The organism is Paenibacillus sp. FSL R10-2736, assembly GCF_038000245.1.
GTDB lineage: Bacteria > Bacillota > Bacilli > Paenibacillales > Paenibacillaceae > Paenibacillus_AQ > Paenibacillus_AQ phytohabitans.
Genome location: NZ_JBBOBN010000001.1, coordinates 5,643,378 through 5,659,361, shown reverse-complemented (window position 1 = coordinate 5,659,361; position 15,984 = coordinate 5,643,378). Strand labels below are relative to the sequence as shown.

Here is a 15,984-nt window from a genome sequence, read left to right as displayed (position 1 = left end):
GGAATATGAGGAAAATTACCGCCAGACAGCGCCAGATTATATGGCTTCTGCTCGGAGTCAGCGGAGAAATTACGGCCGCTGAAATCGCTGAGGCTACCGGTGTGAGTGTAAGAACCGTTCACCGGGAGATGGAGGACATAGAGTCTGCGCTGAAGAATTTTGGTGTGAATCTGATCAAAAAATCGGGGAAAGGCATACAATTGAACGGCCCGGAGGCCGGTCTTGCGGAGCTGCGCCTGTTTTTGCGGGAAGAGAAGCCGGCGGAATATTCTGGAGAAGACCGCAAGGTGTATGAGCTCTGCGCCCTGCTGGAGGCGGAAGAGCCGGTGAAGCTGTTCACGCTCGCGCATTCACTTAAGGTAACAGTCGCTTCTGTAAGTTACGATCTGGATGAACTGGAGCAATGGGTCCGTAAATTCGGCCTGGAGCTGGTCCGCAGAAGAGGCTACGGCGTTGAAATCACCGGCAGTGAGATCGATAAGCGCCGGGCGATTGGCCGGCTGGCCGCCGAGCATCTGGATCTGTCTGATCTGGTTGGCCATGGCTCCCAGACCGAGAGCAACCCGGTCTTCCGTGTTCTGTTGTCTACGGTAGGGAAATCCAATCTCATGGAGGTAGAGAATACCCTGTGGGATATGGAATGGAAATGGACCGCTGAGCTTCCGGAAATTGTCTACATGGAAATGCTGCTGGGTCTAGCCGTGACGACCAGGCGGATTGAAATTGGCCGGAGCATTGACAGCGGTGAAGAAGCGGGTTATTCCAGAATGTCTGATCACCGCAACATTGCCGGGTCCGAGAACTTTGTCCAGCAGCTCGGAGCGGCGCTTGGGATGGAAATTCCCCGGGCAGAGGTCTTGTATATCGCTGGATTATTCGACCGGGTGCAGGATTCATTCTCTTCTGCCGGCTTTGCCTACGGCGATATTGAGTTAATGGAGATCGTCTACAAGCTGACGGAGAGTGTGGTCAAACGGACAGGGCTTCCTTTCCAGAGTGACCGTTCCCTGCGCGAAGGATTGCTGGAGCATATCGATCCCGCCCTGAAGCGGATTCGGGAAGGCACACGCATCCGCAATCCGCTGCTTGGGCCGATCCGCCGGGATTATGAGTATCTGTTCAACATCGTCCGTGCCTCCGTAGAGGATATGCAGCTTGAGCTTGAAATTCCGGATGAAGAAATCGGATTTCTGGTGATGCATTTCGGGGCTTCCGTCGAGCGGCTTAATCAGCTAAGGCGTAATGTCAGAGCCATTCTGGTCTGTGCCAGCGGACTCAGCTCCTCCCGTCTGCTGGCTACCCGGCTGACCAAAGAAATGCCGCAGATTGAGATTCTCGGCAATATTTCCTGGTATGAAGCCGCACGGCTGCCGGATGTGGACTACGACCTGATTATATCTACCATTGATCTGCCGATTGATAAGGAACGTTATATCAAAATCAGCCCCCTGCTCACAGGGGAAGAGATAGAGAAACTGCTGAATTATATTCAGAATACAACGCTGCGTGAGCGGGAATCAGGCCCATTAGGTGAGCAGGACCGGACTATGCGGGATGAGGCTTCACTGGAGCGGCTGAAGAGCTACAAGGGGATTCTTGATGAAATGGTCAGCCTGCTGGAGCGGTTCCGCTTCCATCCCATTGACAACAAGGATATGGATTTGTCTGCAACACTGGTGGAAATGCTGGCACTGCTGAATGGAAGCGGCGTAATTGGGGATGCGGACATTGTGCTGGAGCGCCTGCTGGAGCGGGAGCGGATGACCAGTCAGGTAATACCGGACACGGGGCTGGCGCTTTTTCATACCCGGAGCAGCCATATTCATCTGTCATCGCTTACGTTGTACCGGCTGCGCCAGCCAGTGGTTCTGGAGGGAGACACTGAGGTTAGAGTGATTCTGCTTATGCTGGCTCCGCGCAGACTGTCCAAGGAGAGTCTGGAGGTGCTCAGCGAGATCAGCGCTTTGCTCCTTAATTCCGAACTGGTACAATTGCTGGAGGAGCGTACGGAGCCTGAGATCCGGGGATATCTGTCCTCGGAGCTGCTTCATTTTTTCCAAAATAAAATTTAATTTGAAAGTGAGAGAAACCATATGAGTATACTGTCAGAAAATAAAGTAATTATGCACGGTGCCGCTAAAGATAAATACGAAGCGATCACTATGGCGGGTAAGCTGCTTGTCGATGCAGGACACGTAACGGAAGAATATATTCCCAAGATGCTGGAGCGCGAGGAAGTGGTGTCCACCTACATGGGCGGAGGGCTGGCGATTCCCCACGGTACCAAGGAAGCACGGCCGTTCATCAAATCCACAGGACTGTCTGTAATCCGTTTTCCGGACGGTGTGGATTTCGGCGGGGATGAGCCGGCATTCATAGTGATCGGTATTGCTGCCGCAGGCGACGGGCATATGGAGGTCCTGACCAACGTGGCGATGATTTTCACAGAAGATGATGCCATTGAGCGCGTAATGAATGCTCCAACGGCTGCTGATGTGATCGCGATCTTCGAAGGAGGCATGGAATAATGAAGGCTGTCCATTTCGGAGCGGGCAATATCGGCAGAGGTTTCATCGGACTGCTGCTGTCGCAGGCAGGGTATGAAGTAACTTTCGTGGATGTAAATGAGGCGTTTGTATCCCAGCTTCAGGAGCGCGGCGAGTATCCGGTAACGCTGGCCAGCGATGGTCAGGAAACGGTAGTCGTCAAAAATGTAACTGCACTCAGCAGCGTAACTCACAGTGAAGAAGTTGCCGCAGCCATTGCTGAAGCCGATCTGGTTACCACAGCTGTCGGCGTGTCGATTCTGAAGCATATTGCGGGGGTTCTGGCTGATGGCATCAGCAGACGGGTAGCGGTCTCTTCCGCACCGCTGCATGTGATTGCCTGCGAGAATGCGATTGGCGGCAGTGCCCAACTCAAAGAGCTGGTGTATGCCAAGCTTGATGAAGCAGCCCGCGCCAAAGCGGACGCGTCCGTAGCCTTCCCTAACGCGGCTGTGGACCGGATTGTTCCGCTGCAGCAGCATGAGGATATTCTGAAGGTAGTCGTAGAGCCATTCTATGAGTGGGTGGTAGATTCCTCCCAGATGATCCCGGGCTATACACCTGTTGAAGGTGTGCATTACGTGGATAACCTGGAGCCTTATATCGAGCGTAAATTGTTCACCGTGAATACCGGACACTGCTCCGCAGCGTATCTTGGCTTCCTGCGCGGGTACGAAACCATCCAGCAGGCTATGGCGGATGAAGCTTTGACTGCACAGGTCCGTGAAGTGCTGGAAGAAACGGGTGCGGTGCTGATTCAGAAGCATGGCTTCGATCAGGCAGAACACAGCAAGTATATCGACAAAATCCTTGAGCGCTTCCGCAACCCGGCGCTGACCGATGAAGTGTCACGTGTAGGGCGTTCGCCGCTGCGCAAGCTGTCGCCGAATGACCGTCTGGTGTCTCCTGCTCTGCAGGCATACGACAGAGGGCTCAGCTATGCTGCCCTGACTCGCTCTATGGCCGGCGCACTGCTGTTCAATGTGAGTGATGACCCGGAAGCGGTCGAGCTGCAAGCCGCTATTGCCGAGCTTGGCGCAGAAGCTGCTCTGGCGAAGTATACAGGCATTGCTGCTGACCACCCGGTTCATAAGTCCGCGATGGAGCATTATGCGAAGCTGAAATAAATCAATAGAAGTACAGCCGCAGGGGCAACCTATCCCTGCGGCTTTTTGCGTTCCGGTGCGTATGATGTCGGCATAACAAATACGGCGCCCCCTTTTAAGAGAGGCACCGTAGTAAGGCTGGCATAACCATACCCGCCGAATTAAAGCTCTGCTTAGCTGTTCTCCAGAATCGTCTGCAGTGTAGTGCGGTCCAGGCCTTCAACCAGCTTGACCAGCAGCTCCTTAGCCGCTGCATAATCGTCGCTATGAATAATGGAAGTAGCCGTATGGATATAGCGTGAACAGATCCCGATAACCGCTGAAGGAATGCCGATACCGCTGACATGAACCTGACCAGCGTCCGTTCCCCCCTGGGCGACGAAATACTGGTATTTAATCCGGTGAGTGTCCGCCGTATCCTGAACGTACTCAATCAGCCCGCGATGCGTAATCATCGTAGGATCAAAGATACGCAGCAGGGCGCCCTGTCCCAGGTGGCCGAAGGCCTGGCGGTCGCCGGTCATATCGGCGGCGGCACTGGCATCCAGGCCGAAGAAAATATCCGGCTGAAGCAGATTGGCCGCGGTCCGCGCACCGCGCAGTCCGACTTCTTCCTGGACGGTGGCGCCGGAATAGACGGTATTCGGTAATTTTTTGCCATGTAATTCCTTCATTAATTCAATCGCCAGACCTACGCCATAGCGGTTGTCCCAGGCTTTAGCCATAATCTTCTTCGGATTGGCCAGCGGTGTGAACGGACAGACCGGCACAACCTGCTGCCCCGGAGCAACGCCGAAGCTCTGCGCTTCCTCGCGGCTGTCCGCACCGATATCTATGTACATTTTGCCGATATCGCCGGTCTTGCCCCGCTCTTCAGCGCTCAGCAGGTGGATCGGAGTGCTGCCGACAACGCCATTCAGCGTTCCTTTCGGGGTAATAATCTGCAGCCGCTGCGAAGCCACAGCCGAAGCAAGCCATCCGCCCAGCGGCGTGAAACGGATCATTCCGTTGTCCGTGATGCCGGTAACCATGAATCCCACTTCATCCAAATGTCCGGCGACCATGATCTTGGGGCCGTTCGCCTCACCGCGCAGCACGCCGAACAGGCTGCCCAGGCGGTCCTGCACGAATTCATCGGTGTAAGGCGTCATCGCCTCTTTGACATAAGCGCGTAATTCACGCTCGAAGCCGGGGGCTGAAGGGAATTCAGTCAATGTTTTGAACAAATCGAGTGTTTCTGGATTCATACACATATCGCTCCTTTTTACACTTATATAGGATGAACTTAAGTTATCGATAAAAGATAAGAATTTATATGCTCCGCGCATAAATTATCCTTATCTTTCTCGCTGAAACGGTACCGTCCTAAAAAGGACGGCAAGGCCGTTTCCACTTGTCAGGATCAGGTGTTATTGCAGTTCCTTCTCGCTTTTGGTTATTTTCTTTTGTTCATCTTACCCAGTATGAACATTGTTACGCCGATTGTCCATGGCAGGAGGGCATATGAACACAGTGACCCGGGAGGCGAATACTATGTTGTAAGGGCTCTGCATGCAGGAGCCGGGAAAGGAAGCGAGGAGAATGTGGCTATCAGGAAGCGTAGCCGCAGCAGGCAATCGGGGAGTGTCCAGGAAGGTGCAGGCCCGCGGGCTGCACAAGCGGTACCTCCGCCGGTACCGGCGGGACAATGAAGCTGTGCTGATACTGGTGCTGTTTATGCTGCTGATTGTTGTGCTGCTTTATTTTTCCTGAGCTTAAGGGGACATAACGGGGCCGCCTATAGTGAACAATAAGGAAAAACATTGTATTGAAGCACAACCCGGAGGGACGGGAAATGCGTATCCCGCTGCCCGCTCCCTTTCGTATCCTACAGGAGGTGTCTGTATTGCCGGCGAAAACAAAGAAATCAGGCGTCAAGCTGCGGCTTGATACTTTGACCCCGCAGGATTATCAGGAATTGGCCAAGCCTTATGTGCCATCCCGTCCTGTATTCAAGAATTGTATGCGAGCCTTCCTATCCGGCGGCTTGATCTGTGTGCTTGGACAAGGCATCCAGGAAGCATTCATGGCAATATTCGATATGACTTCCCGCGAAGCAGCCAGTCCAACAGTTGCTATTCTGATTCTGCTCTCGGTCATTCTCACCAGCTTCGGTGTGTATGACAAGCTTGCCCAGTGGTGCGGTGCGGGTTCAGCGGTGCCCGTCACAGGTTTTGCCAACAGTATGTGCTCCGCTGCTCTTGAACACCGGGCTGAAGGGCTCGTACTCGGCGTTGGCGGCAATATGTTCAAGCTGGCCGGATCAGTCATTGTGTTCGGTGTGGTTGCCGCATTTGTTGTAGGTGTAGTGTATGCCGTTATGGGCTGGGGAGGTGCACATTAAACCATGAAGCAGCTCGGCAGTCAGACCTGGGAATTTACCAACCGTCCGGTCATTCTAGGCTCTTCCGCAGTAGTAGGTCCGGAAGAGGGAGAGGGCCCGCTTGCTTCAAGCTTTGATTTTATCTACGACTCACTGGAAATGGGCGAGAAGACATGGGAGAAGGCAGAGCGCGCATTGTTCGAAAAAGCTTCCAAGCTCGCGCTCATGAACGCGAATCTGGAGCAGGAGAAGCTGGAGTTTTTTGTCGGCGGTGATCTGATGAACCAGATCATCAGCAGCTCCTTCGCCGCGCGGAAGCTTGGCGTGCCTTATCTTGGCGTCTTCGGCGCCTGCTCCACTTCCATGGAGAGTCTGGCTATCGCCTCCATGATTGTCGACTCCGGCGGCGGCAAGTATGCACTGGCCGGCACATCAAGCCATAACTGTACCGTGGAGAAACAATTCCGTTATCCTACAGAATACGGCTCCCAGAAGCCCCCAACGGCCCAATATACCGTTACAGGCTCAGGTTGTGCAGTAATTGGTGTTAATGATGGTACTGTAAAGGGCCCTCATGTGGTATCAGCGACGCTTGGGCGTATTATGGACCTTGGCCTGAAGGACCCGTTCAATATGGGAACCGCCATGGCACCGGCCGCTGCTGATACCATTACAGCACATTTCAGGGATACGGGATTGTCGCCCGGCCATTACGATCTTATCGTGACGGGGGACCTTGCTTCCGTTGGTCTGCCGATTGCCAAAGATCTGCTGGCCAAAGAGGGCATTCCCATGGAGCAGACAGTCTTTAACGACTGTGGTCTTATGATCTATGACCTGGACAAGCAGAAATATGTCATTGCCGGAGGAAGCGGCTGCGGCTGTTCTGCGGTAGTGACCTACGGGCACATTCTGAGCCGGTTGAAAAAGGGCGAATTGAAACGGGTGCTGATTGTGGCGACCGGAGCACTGCTATCACCGCTGTCTTATCAGCAAGGGGAGAGTATTCCGTGCGTAGCCCATGCGGTAGCCCTGGAGAGCGGAGGTGAAGGAGCATGATTTATTTGTGGGCTTTTCTGGTCGGGGGAGCCATTTGCGTTATCGGGCAGCTGATGTTCGATGTGCTCAAGCTGACGCCCGCCCATACCATGAGTACGCTGGTCGTACTCGGTGCGGTGGCCGATGCGTTCGGAATTTATGATCCGCTGGTGAAGTTTGCCGGAGCGGGGGCGAGCGTCCCCATTACCAGCTTCGGGAATTCTCTGGTCCATGGCGCGCTGACAGAGCTGGAGCGCGACGGCTGGGTCGGGGTGGTCACCGGGATCTTCGACGTAACGAGTGCGGGGATATCCTCCGCGATTGTTTTCTCATTCCTGGCAGCGCTTGTTGTCCGGCCGAAGGGCTAGGGTCACAAAACTTAGTGGAACTAAGTGAAATAAAACTAAGTAAATTAGGAAGGCCGCCTTTGGCGGTCTTTTTACTTTGGGAAAAGTAGCCTGTAAACCGGGAAAAAGTCAACTGATTATGAAGATAGTAACTTAAATTTGCTGTAGGCGATTGCGGTGAGCGGTGGGGAGGGTGAAAAATAAGGGGGAGCGACTCGCTTTGAATTTCCGGGAAGTAGAGGTACCTTTGAAAGGGACTTGAAGTAGGCTAAGTGGTAATGTGGGGTGTAACTACGTCTGAATGTGGGCTTGAGATAGGCTAAGTTCAGGAATGTGAGGTAGAAGTGTGTTTGAATGGGATGAGGTAGGCTAAGTATGGAAATGTGAGGTTGTAAGTAATCTGAGCCGCCGGTTAGCAGAGCAGTATGAGTTAAACTCCAGAAATCTTGCACAAATTACAACAATGCTGGGATGAATTCTGCCGAAATGCAGAAATCCTGCAGAAAATACAACAATCCAGCGCTCGAAGCTGCCAAGCCGCCGGAAATCTTGCAGAAAGTACAACAATACCTGATTTGGCCCCTTTAGACGCGAGAAATCCTGCAAAAAGTACAACATTATCTAATTAGTCTCCCGAACGCACCAGCGCTATCGAACGTACCAGCCTTCCCGAACACCCCCAACTCTATCAACACACTAGCCCTACCTAACGCACCAGCTCCGCCTGCTAATTCCGCCATGAAGCCAGTATTTCTTCGAACCCGGTAAAAGCGGGCAACCGCAACTAAATGGAAGGTAGCTGTGACGCTCACTTTGCCAGTGGCTTCCCGGCGGACTCTCCTCCGGGCTATTTGTCAGCAGCCTCCCCTACCGGCGGGACTGTCATCAATAGCAGACACTCAGCACGGGAAATGCCGCAGACGGAAGATGCTGTGTTTTGCTGCGGCCGATAAGTGTTTCTTTTTGACAAATCTCGTAAGCCGCTCTATAATTTCACGGCCCCTAACATGTACTTTCACTACTCGAATCATGTAAAATGTATATATTACTGCTTATTCTGACATAGGAGGTTTACCATATATGCCCGTACGTCAAGAATCTACGCAAATTATGAACGCTGTCCGCACTAATCTGGAATCCTGTATACTCGGTAAAAGCTTCGAAATCGAACTGCTGCTCACGGCACTCCTTGCCGGCGGACATGTCCTGATTGAGGATGTTCCGGGGACTGGCAAAACGCAGCTAATCCGGGCGCTATCCCGTTCCATGTCTGGTGAATACCGCCGGATTCAGTGCAATCCCGATATTCTTCCAAGTGATATTACCGGTGTATCTGTCTATCATCCGCGCGATGAAATGTTTCACTTCCGCCCGGGGCCGGTCATGACCAATATTCTGCTTGCCGATGAGATTAACCGGGCGACCACGAAGACCCAGTCCGCACTGCTTGAGGTCATGGAGGAGCGCAATGTGACGGTTGACGGGGAGACCTATCCTCTGCCGCATCCGTTCATGCTCTGCGCAACACAGAATCCTATAGACTTCGAAGGCACCTATACCCTTCCCGAGGCCCAGCTGGACCGCTTCATGCTGCGGATCAGCCTGGGTTATCCCGATGCCGAGACGGAGAAGAATCTGCTGATTACCCATCAGCAGGGCCAACCGGTGGACAAGCTGATTCCGGTCACCGGAATGGACACCATTGCCGCCATCCAGGAGGAGATCCGCGATATTTATATCAGCGATCCGGTCCTGAACTATCTGCTGGATGTAGTCCGGCAGACGCGGGAGCACCCGCTTGTACTCCTTGGGGCAAGCCCCCGGGCATCCCTGTCGTTCATGATGGCATGCAAAGCTTATGCTTTCCTGCAAGGCCGCGATTATGTTCTGCCTGACGATGTGAAGACCCTTACACCTTATGCGCTGGGACACCGCATTCTGCTGCGGCCGGAATCACGCCTTGATAATGTCAGCGTGGATTCCCTGCTGCAGAAGCTGCTGCAGAGCATTCATGTGCCTGTAACGATGAGGCAATAAGATGAGAAGCATCCTAGCGGGGGCGGCCGCTGTCATTCAGCCAAGGAAGTTCATGGGCGTGCTTGCGATCTGGGTCATCACACTGCTCTATGTGCTGTTTCAGGGCGGCAAAACCTCGTTCATGCTGTTCATTATGGTATCGGTTCTGATCCTGTATCTAATCATTGGGGGACTGGGCGGAGTCCGGCGGGCCAAAGGCACCCGCAGCCTCTACTCGGAGCAGGACAAGCCTGATCTGCTCTACGCAGGCGGTTATCTGCGGGTGAAGCTGAATGTTAACATTCCGGGTTTTCTGCCTTTGCCTTATGTGGTGGTGCGGGAAATTCTGAAGCGCCATAACGGGGAATCCTGGGTGTTCGAGGAGAGTCTGGTCCCCAGCCTGAGAGGGCGGGGAGAGCTGCTGTTCCAGACACCGGTGCTGGAGCGGGGCTGCTACACCTTCGAGAGCACGGATATCCTCAGTGAGGATATCTTCGGACTGATGGAGCACAAAGGCACATTCAAGGCCGAAGGACGGTTCCGCGTGCTGCCCCGGGCAGTCGTAGTGCCGCGCTGGCAGCTGTATGAGCGGAGAGCGCGCCTGTCCGGGCCTCAAGCCTCGCTGCTCCAGTCCCGGCGCGAGACCACGCAAATCAACGGTGTCCGTGATTATGTCTACGGAGACCGGCTGACACGGATACACTGGAATGCTACCGCGAAGACAGGGGCCTGGAAGTCGAAGGAATTCGAGCATGAATCGGTCCCCCGGACCATTCTGGTGCTCGATGGCAGTGCAGGTGCATATTACAGCTCAGGACAGTTCGAGCTGGCGGTTTCGATTGCGGCGTCACTGCTCGGGTTCGGCATACGCGAGCGAATCGGGATCGGCCTGTGCTGCCTGGATAAGGATACGAAGGTGTTCAGTCCGGCAGAAGGCAGTGCCGAGCGGCAGAAGATGATCCAGTATCTGATTGATATCAATGCGGAGGGCCGGGGGCCGCTGATTACAAGGCTGGACAAGGCTCAGCGGATGTTCCCCAAAGGCGCATACTTTGTGCTGATCAGCCCGCAGAGCGGCAAGCCGGTGCTGGATACGCTGCGCTGGGCAGACAGCCGGGGGCTGACCCCTTCGCATATTCATGTCCGCAATCCTGCTGCGAAGAACCGGGGGGAAGAATGGGCCGATGTTCTCAAATCACGCGGGATCACCTGCTATAATGTCAGCTCGCTTCATGAGCTCCCTGCGGTACTTGGAGGTGATCCTATACGATGAAGCATTGGATGAACGGAGTCAAATCCTCATGGCATCACGCGTTGACGCTGCTCTGGCTGATGATCATCGCTTTACAGTGGATATCCTACACTGAGCCCTTCTGGCTGGAGGAGACCACAGCCGCTGTATTGCTGACTCTTGTTGCAGTAGCCTTAATTGAAATTATTATACCTGTTAAATGGATTTACCGCCTCATGCTTGAAGGTGTGGCGATAGTGTATCTCGTGTATCGTATTCTTCTGCATTACGGGGAATATGTTCCGAATCCCTGGCTGCCCACACTTCGTGAACGGCTGCCGGATATCATCACACATATGAATCCGTACATCTGGTTTGCGCTGGGTGCCTGGGCGCTGATGCTGCTGTCATCCTGGTGGGTGAATGGCAAGGCGCGGATTCTGATGTTCATCGGGATGAATATTACGGCGTTCGCCGCGCTGGACTCTTTTACAACATCTGTATTATGGCAGGAAGTAGCCTGGACCGTGTTTGCCGGAATGGGCTGGCTGGTCACCAGGCATTTAAGAAGCTTCCAATTGCATTATCCGCGGGGCTGGACCTATCTGCTTCAATATCCTTTCAAAGTAGCCCTTAATATAGCGATCATCTTCTCACTTGTCATTATTGCCGGAGTAAATATGCCGGATGTACGCCCTACACTAACTGACCCGTATACGGTTTGGCAGGAATGGAGCGGAAATACACCTTCCTCCGGAACTTCCGCCGGCGGCAGCGGTGAAAGCTCAAGCGGTGAAGGAACGGGAGGAGCAACCACCTCCGGCTACAGTCTGAATGATGATAATCTTGGCGGCGGCTTTAACTTTGATTATTCGCCCGTAATGACCGTCACCTCCGATTTGCGCACCTATATGCGCGGAGAGATCCGGAGTACGTATTCCGGAAAAGGCTGGAGTGACGATGATACATTCAGCCGGGGAACCTTCAGGACAGTCCAGGTAGGAGAGCCGCTGGAGCCTGTCGCGGCCCCTAAGACAGAGACCCGGACACTGACGCAGACGGTTAAGCTGCTGGGCGGCAACAACTATCCTGTGCTCTTCGGCGGCTACTCGATTGTAAAAGTGAATTCTGTGGATGGAGTAGCGGAGAGCAACGGGCTGTCATGGCGGGGTGAAGACAGTGAACTGCTGTGGAACGCGGCGGGCAGTGCACGCTCTTACCCGCAGACCTATGTGGTGACCTCGGAGGTGCCAGTGGTACCGTTTCAGGAGCTGAGTACACAGACTTATGAACAGCTGTACGGAGATCTTGTTCTTGACCCGTATCTCCAGCTGCCGGGTAACTTCCCGGAGCGGGTCCGTGCGCTCGCGGAGGAGATTACTGCCGGAGCACAGACGCCGTACGAGAAGGTCATGCTGCTGCAGCAATATCTGCAGCAAACCTTCCCGTACACGAATCAGCCGGATGTCTCACGCGCAAGAAGCAAGGATATGGTTGAGAGCTTCCTGTTTGAGATTATGGAAGGCTACTGCGATTATTATTCCACTGCACTCGTCACAATGGTGCGTTCCCTGGATATCCCGGCCCGCTGGGTCAAGGGCTATGCGCCCGGGGAACAGGCAGAAATCCCGGATAATCTGGCGCTTCAGCAAGGCGGTCTGGTGAATAATAACTATACGATCACGAACGCAGATGCCCACTCCTGGGCAGAGATTTATTTCGGTGACTATGGTTGGGTTCCGGTGGAAGCCACGCCCGGCTTCAATGTTCCGGTGCTGACCCAGACGGAGGAAGACAATGTAGAAGAACCTGAAGTACAGGAGGAAGAGCAAGCGGAGCCTGAACAGGAAGCGGCAAATACGGCCGCCGGAAGTGAAGGATTCCATCCTGGTGTCTGGGTAGTAACAGGAGCGGCGGTTGTTCTTCTGCTCTGGAGCGGCTTCCTGCTCTGGCAGCGGCGCATGAGTCTGCGGTTCCTGATCACGCGTCTGCGCATCGGCCATCAGCTGACTCCGGTACAAAAAGTTGTGGCAGAAACGCAGCGCTGGGTAAGGTATGTCCGAAGTAAGGGTATGCTGAAGAAAGAGCATGAAACTTTGCGCGAATCTGTGGAACGCTGGAGCCTTGAACGGCCTGCGGCGGCGGCAAATCTGTCCACACTCCTGGGCATGTTCGAGCGGGCGAATTACAGCCCTGAGGTTATTGAAGACAAAGACTGGCACAGCGTGTATACTGAAGCTTTGCGGCTGCGAAAAAGCATGAAATCCGGCAAGTAATGCTCCAGTATCATAAAGTACCGCTAACAGGTGGATTTTGACAGTTGGATATAGCGCTGGATACAAGTTTTCCGTATGAAAATGAGGTGAAAGTATTGTTTGAAAGGTTAGTTCCCAAACTCCGGGTAAATACGGTATTTGATATTGATCTGGAAGAGCTGTTCCGTCAAGGATACCGCGGGATTATTACGGATCTGGATAATACGCTGGTCGGCGCCAAGGCGCCTCTGGCTACGCCTGAGCTGCTGCTCTGGTTCACGAAGGTGAAGGAGCTTGGCTTCAAGCTGATCATTGTTTCAAATAACAATATGGACCGGGTGTCGCGCTTTGCAACGCCGCTAAATATTGAATTTGTACATCAGGCCCGTAAGCCGAGCAATGCCCCGTTTCTGAAGGCGATGAAGCTGATGGATCTGAAGCCGGAGCAGACGGTGGTGGTCGGCGACCAGATGCTTACAGATGTATACGGCGGCAACCGGCTCGGCCTGTATACGGTGCTCGTGCTGCCGATCTCCGTCAAAGATGAAGGCGTGGGCACAAGAATCAACCGCAGGGTGGAGCAGATTGCTCTGACACGTCTGCGCAAGCAAGGATTGTGGCAAGAGGAGGATAAATCTTAATGAATGTAGTGAACGACGACAAGAAACGGCCTGAGAAATGCAGCGGCTGCGGTATCAAGCTTCAGACTGTAAACAAGGAGCTTCCCGGGTATATTCCGGAGACTGCTTTTGAACGGGAACCCGTAATTTGCCAGCGCTGTTTCCGGATTAAGAATTACAACGAAGCTTCTTCCGTATCGGTGAACCAGGACGAATTCCTGAAGCTGCTCAGCGGAGTGGGCGAGAAGAACGCACTGGTAATCCACATTGTGGATATTTTTGATTTCGAAGGCAGTCTGATCTCCGGGCTGCAGCGGTTTGTCGGCAATAACCAGGTTATTCTGGCGGTCAACAAAAGCGACTTGCTCCCTAAGGTGACCAATTGGAACAGAATGCGCAACTGGATGCAGCAGCGCTGCAAGGAAGAGGGACTGCGCACGGCGGAGATTGTGCTTGTCAGCGCGAAGCGTAACCAGGGCTTCGACCGCCTGCTGGAGGCAGTAACCGAGCTGCGCGGACAGCGTGATGTCTATGTCGTCGGAGCGACCAATGTAGGCAAATCTACGCTGATCAACCGGCTGATCTCCGATTACAGCGACCTGGAAGAGGAGCTGACTACCTCTCGTTATCCGGGCACAACGCTGGATATGGTCAAGATTCCGCTGGATGACGGCCATTACATTATTGATACTCCGGGGATTGTCTATCCTTGGCGGTACAGTGAACTGGTTGAACGTAAGGATCTGGGCGCTGTAATGCCGGAGAATCCGCTCAAGCCTGCAGTGTATCAGCTGAATGAGGGCCAATCGCTGTTCTTCGGCGGACTGGGACGTTTCGACTTCGTTCAGGGCGAACGCCAATCCTTCACCTGCTATATCAGCAGTACGCTGAAGATTCACCGCACGAAGCTGGAGCGCGCCGATTCGCTGTATCAGGACCACCGCGGCGAGCTTTTGTCGCCTCCGGGAACGGCGGATATGGATAAGCTGCCGCAATGGCAGCGTCATGAATTCCGCATCGCCAGGAATAGTGAGACGGACCTGTTCATCTCCGGCCTGGGCTGGATCAAGGTGAACGGTACGGCAGGTGCGGTTGTGGCCATACATGTGCCGCGCGGCATTAAGGTGCTTACCCGTCCTTCGCTGATCTAACTTAAGCGGATGCTGACAGAACCTGCAGGAGGGCGATACTATGGCTGAGACAGGCCTGAATGGTAAGGATGGACACCCGGAGCTTCTGCTGGGCGTAATGGGCGACCCGATTGCCCAGTCCAAATCTCCGCTGATGCACGGTGCGGCGCTGAAGGCGCTTGGACTCTCCGGCGCTTATGTGCCGCTGCATATCACTCCGGACAAGCTGGGGGATGCCGTGCAGGCGGTCAAGACCCTCGGCTTCCGCGGGGTGAATGTAACCATTCCGCACAAGGTTGCGGTGATGGACTATCTGGATAAGCTGGATGCCAGCGCGGTGGATGTCGGTGCGGTCAATACGATTGTTAACGACAACGGTGTGCTGACCGGCTTCAATACGGATGGAATCGGATATGTCCGTTCGCTCAAGGCGGAGGCTGCGCCCGAACTCGCAGGCACCCGTATTCTGGTGATTGGAGCCGGCGGGGCAGCCAGAGGCATTGTCTCGGCACTGCTGCAGGAGCGTCCGGCGTCTATCCTCATCGCCAACCGTAATGAGGAGCGGGCCCATCAGCTGGCAGACGGCTTCCGGAATAGAGGGAACGTAGCCGGAACGGGTATGGAAGCCGTTTCTTCCGTCATTGGCAGCATGGATATTGTGATCAATACGACCTCGGTAGGCATGTTCCCCCACATAGGGGAGATGCCGATAGATCCGGCTTGGCTTCATGAAGGAATGATCGTAAGCGATCTGATATACAATCCGCTGCACACCCGGCTGCTTACGGGGAGCCTGCAGCGGGGCTGCATCATTCACGGAGGGCTGGGAATGTTCGTCTACCAGGGTGCCTATGCGCTGGAGTACTGGACAGGACTCGCAGCACCCGTAGATATCATGCGGCAGACTATTGTGGATTGCCTCGGCGGGAGTGCCGGGGAAATGATTTCGGCGAAGTAAGGTAATAATATATGTTAATTAAGGAGTTTGTTCATTTATGTTAACTGGTAAACAAAAACGCTATCTCCGCTCTTTGGCCCATCATCTGGATGCTGTATTCCAGGTCGGCAAAGGCGGCGTCAACGATCATCTGATCCGTCACATTGAAGAAGCTATTGAGAAACGCGAGCTGATGAAGATCAGTGTGCTGAACAACAATGCCGATGATCCTAAGGAAATTGGTGCCGCGCTTGCCGAGCAGTCCGGTTCGGAGCTTGTTCAGGTAATCGGCAAGACGATCGTTCTGTACAAGGAATCACGTGATAACAAAACGATTGAGCTTCCCCGCTAAGGATTGATGCCGCAGCTCCCGCACCTGTGCGAGAGTTGCAGCCG

At 54.0% G+C, this 15,984-nt stretch carries 15 protein-coding genes; 14 read left to right on the top strand and 1 reads right to left on the bottom strand.

The annotated features are described in order from the left end of the window. Window positions 1–5: 5 nt before the first annotated feature. From NSQ73_RS24145 to NSQ73_RS24135, 3 genes are read left to right on the top strand one after another with little or no spacing between them, the layout of a single operon-like run. On the top strand, window positions 6–2,072 hold the full coding sequence (locus NSQ73_RS24145) for a BglG family transcription antiterminator (RefSeq protein ID WP_340988464.1): 2,067 nt from the start codon (window positions 6–8) through the stop codon (window positions 2,070–2,072). Between the two features lie 21 nt (window positions 2,073–2,093). Continuing rightward, a complete protein-coding gene (locus NSQ73_RS24140; RefSeq protein ID WP_039308269.1) occupies window positions 2,094–2,528 on the top strand; it encodes a PTS sugar transporter subunit IIA in 435 nt (144 codons plus the stop codon). After that, the gene (locus NSQ73_RS24135) at window positions 2,528–3,673 is read left to right on the top strand and encodes a mannitol-1-phosphate 5-dehydrogenase (protein ID WP_340988463.1); all 1,146 of its coding nucleotides are present in this window, start codon (window positions 2,528–2,530) and stop codon (window positions 3,671–3,673) included. The genes NSQ73_RS24140 and NSQ73_RS24135 overlap by 1 nt, the downstream gene beginning before the upstream one ends. A 152-nt stretch (window positions 3,674–3,825) precedes the next feature. On the opposite strand, the gene NSQ73_RS24130 is transcribed toward NSQ73_RS24135, so the two are convergent. Continuing rightward, on the bottom strand, window positions 3,826–4,899 hold the full coding sequence (locus NSQ73_RS24130) for a M42 family metallopeptidase (protein ID WP_340988462.1): 1,074 nt from the start codon (window positions 4,897–4,899) through the stop codon (window positions 3,826–3,828). A 334-nt stretch (window positions 4,900–5,233) separates the two neighbouring features. On the opposite strand from NSQ73_RS24130, the gene NSQ73_RS24125 reads away from it, so the two are divergent. From NSQ73_RS24125 to yhbY, 11 genes are all read left to right on the top strand, one after another. Then, entirely contained in the window at window positions 5,234–5,404 is a 171-nt protein-coding gene (locus NSQ73_RS24125; protein ID WP_340988461.1) for a hypothetical protein, read from the top strand. A gap of 133 nt (window positions 5,405–5,537) precedes the next feature. After that, a complete protein-coding gene (gene spoVAC, locus NSQ73_RS24120; RefSeq protein ID WP_042134798.1) occupies window positions 5,538–6,035 on the top strand; it encodes a stage V sporulation protein AC in 498 nt (165 codons plus the stop codon). Window positions 6,036–6,038: 3 nt separating this feature from the next. Beyond that, complete coding sequence (gene spoVAD / locus NSQ73_RS24115) at window positions 6,039–7,073, top strand: stage V sporulation protein AD (RefSeq protein ID WP_340947417.1); 1,035 nt, start codon at window positions 6,039–6,041, stop codon at window positions 7,071–7,073. Further along, window positions 7,070–7,420 carry a stage V sporulation protein AE gene (gene spoVAE / locus NSQ73_RS24110; protein ID WP_042134802.1) on the top strand — a complete coding sequence of 117 codons (351 nt, stop codon included), beginning with the start codon at window positions 7,070–7,072 and terminating at the stop codon, window positions 7,418–7,420. Before spoVAD ends, spoVAE begins: the two co-directional genes overlap by 4 nt. A gap of 1,059 nt (window positions 7,421–8,479) precedes the next feature. Further along, window positions 8,480–9,436 (top strand): AAA family ATPase, encoded by a 957-nt coding sequence (locus NSQ73_RS24105; protein ID WP_042134806.1) that lies wholly within the window; start codon window positions 8,480–8,482, stop codon window positions 9,434–9,436. A gap of 1 nt (window position 9,437) precedes the next feature. Next, complete coding sequence (locus tag NSQ73_RS24100) at window positions 9,438–10,688, top strand: DUF58 domain-containing protein (RefSeq protein WP_042134808.1); 1,251 nt, start codon at window positions 9,438–9,440, stop codon at window positions 10,686–10,688. Beyond that, a complete protein-coding gene (locus NSQ73_RS24095) occupies window positions 10,685–12,922 on the top strand; it encodes a transglutaminase-like domain-containing protein (protein ID WP_042134810.1) in 2,238 nt (745 codons plus the stop codon). The genes NSQ73_RS24100 and NSQ73_RS24095 overlap by 4 nt, the downstream gene beginning before the upstream one ends. 95 nt (window positions 12,923–13,017) lie before the next feature. Then, a complete protein-coding gene (locus NSQ73_RS24090; RefSeq protein ID WP_042140875.1) occupies window positions 13,018–13,542 on the top strand; it encodes a YqeG family HAD IIIA-type phosphatase in 525 nt (174 codons plus the stop codon). After that, window positions 13,542–14,672 (top strand): ribosome biogenesis GTPase YqeH, encoded by a 1,131-nt coding sequence (gene yqeH, locus NSQ73_RS24085; protein WP_076242540.1) that lies wholly within the window; start codon window positions 13,542–13,544, stop codon window positions 14,670–14,672. The genes NSQ73_RS24090 and yqeH overlap by 1 nt, the downstream gene beginning before the upstream one ends. 40 nt (window positions 14,673–14,712) lie before the next feature. Beyond that, on the top strand, window positions 14,713–15,609 hold the full coding sequence (aroE, locus tag NSQ73_RS24080) for a shikimate dehydrogenase (RefSeq protein ID WP_076242541.1): 897 nt from the start codon (window positions 14,713–14,715) through the stop codon (window positions 15,607–15,609). A 37-nt stretch (window positions 15,610–15,646) separates the two neighbouring features. Next, window positions 15,647–15,940 (top strand): ribosome assembly RNA-binding protein YhbY, encoded by a 294-nt coding sequence (yhbY, locus tag NSQ73_RS24075; RefSeq protein WP_036697934.1) that lies wholly within the window; start codon window positions 15,647–15,649, stop codon window positions 15,938–15,940. Window positions 15,941–15,984: the final 44 nt, after the last annotated feature.

Bases quoted from the DNA above. Each gene is read 5' to 3' on its own strand.
- yhbY (WP_036697934.1), top strand. From the start codon at position 15,647: ATGTTAACTGGTAAACAAAAACGCTATCTCCGCTCTTTGGCCCATCAT.
- aroE (WP_076242541.1), top strand. From the start codon at position 14,713: ATGGCTGAGACAGGCCTGAATGGTAAGGATGGACACCCGGAGCTTCTG.
- NSQ73_RS24105 (WP_042134806.1), top strand. From the start codon at position 8,480: ATGCCCGTACGTCAAGAATCTACGCAAATTATGAACGCTGTCCGCACT.
- NSQ73_RS24130 (WP_340988462.1), bottom strand. From the start codon at position 4,899: ATGAATCCAGAAACACTCGATTTGTTCAAAACATTGACTGAATTCCCT.
- NSQ73_RS24135 (WP_340988463.1), top strand. From the start codon at position 2,528: ATGAAGGCTGTCCATTTCGGAGCGGGCAATATCGGCAGAGGTTTCATC.
- NSQ73_RS24095 (WP_042134810.1), top strand. From the start codon at position 10,685: ATGAAGCATTGGATGAACGGAGTCAAATCCTCATGGCATCACGCGTTG.
- NSQ73_RS24145 (WP_340988464.1), top strand. From the start codon at position 6: ATGAGGAAAATTACCGCCAGACAGCGCCAGATTATATGGCTTCTGCTC.
- yqeH (WP_076242540.1), top strand. From the start codon at position 13,542: ATGAATGTAGTGAACGACGACAAGAAACGGCCTGAGAAATGCAGCGGC.
- spoVAE (WP_042134802.1), top strand. From the start codon at position 7,070: ATGATTTATTTGTGGGCTTTTCTGGTCGGGGGAGCCATTTGCGTTATC.
- NSQ73_RS24140 (WP_039308269.1), top strand. From the start codon at position 2,094: ATGAGTATACTGTCAGAAAATAAAGTAATTATGCACGGTGCCGCTAAA.
- NSQ73_RS24100 (WP_042134808.1), top strand. From the start codon at position 9,438: ATGAGAAGCATCCTAGCGGGGGCGGCCGCTGTCATTCAGCCAAGGAAG.
- spoVAD (WP_340947417.1), top strand. From the start codon at position 6,039: ATGAAGCAGCTCGGCAGTCAGACCTGGGAATTTACCAACCGTCCGGTC.
- NSQ73_RS24125 (WP_340988461.1), top strand. From the start codon at position 5,234: ATGTGGCTATCAGGAAGCGTAGCCGCAGCAGGCAATCGGGGAGTGTCC.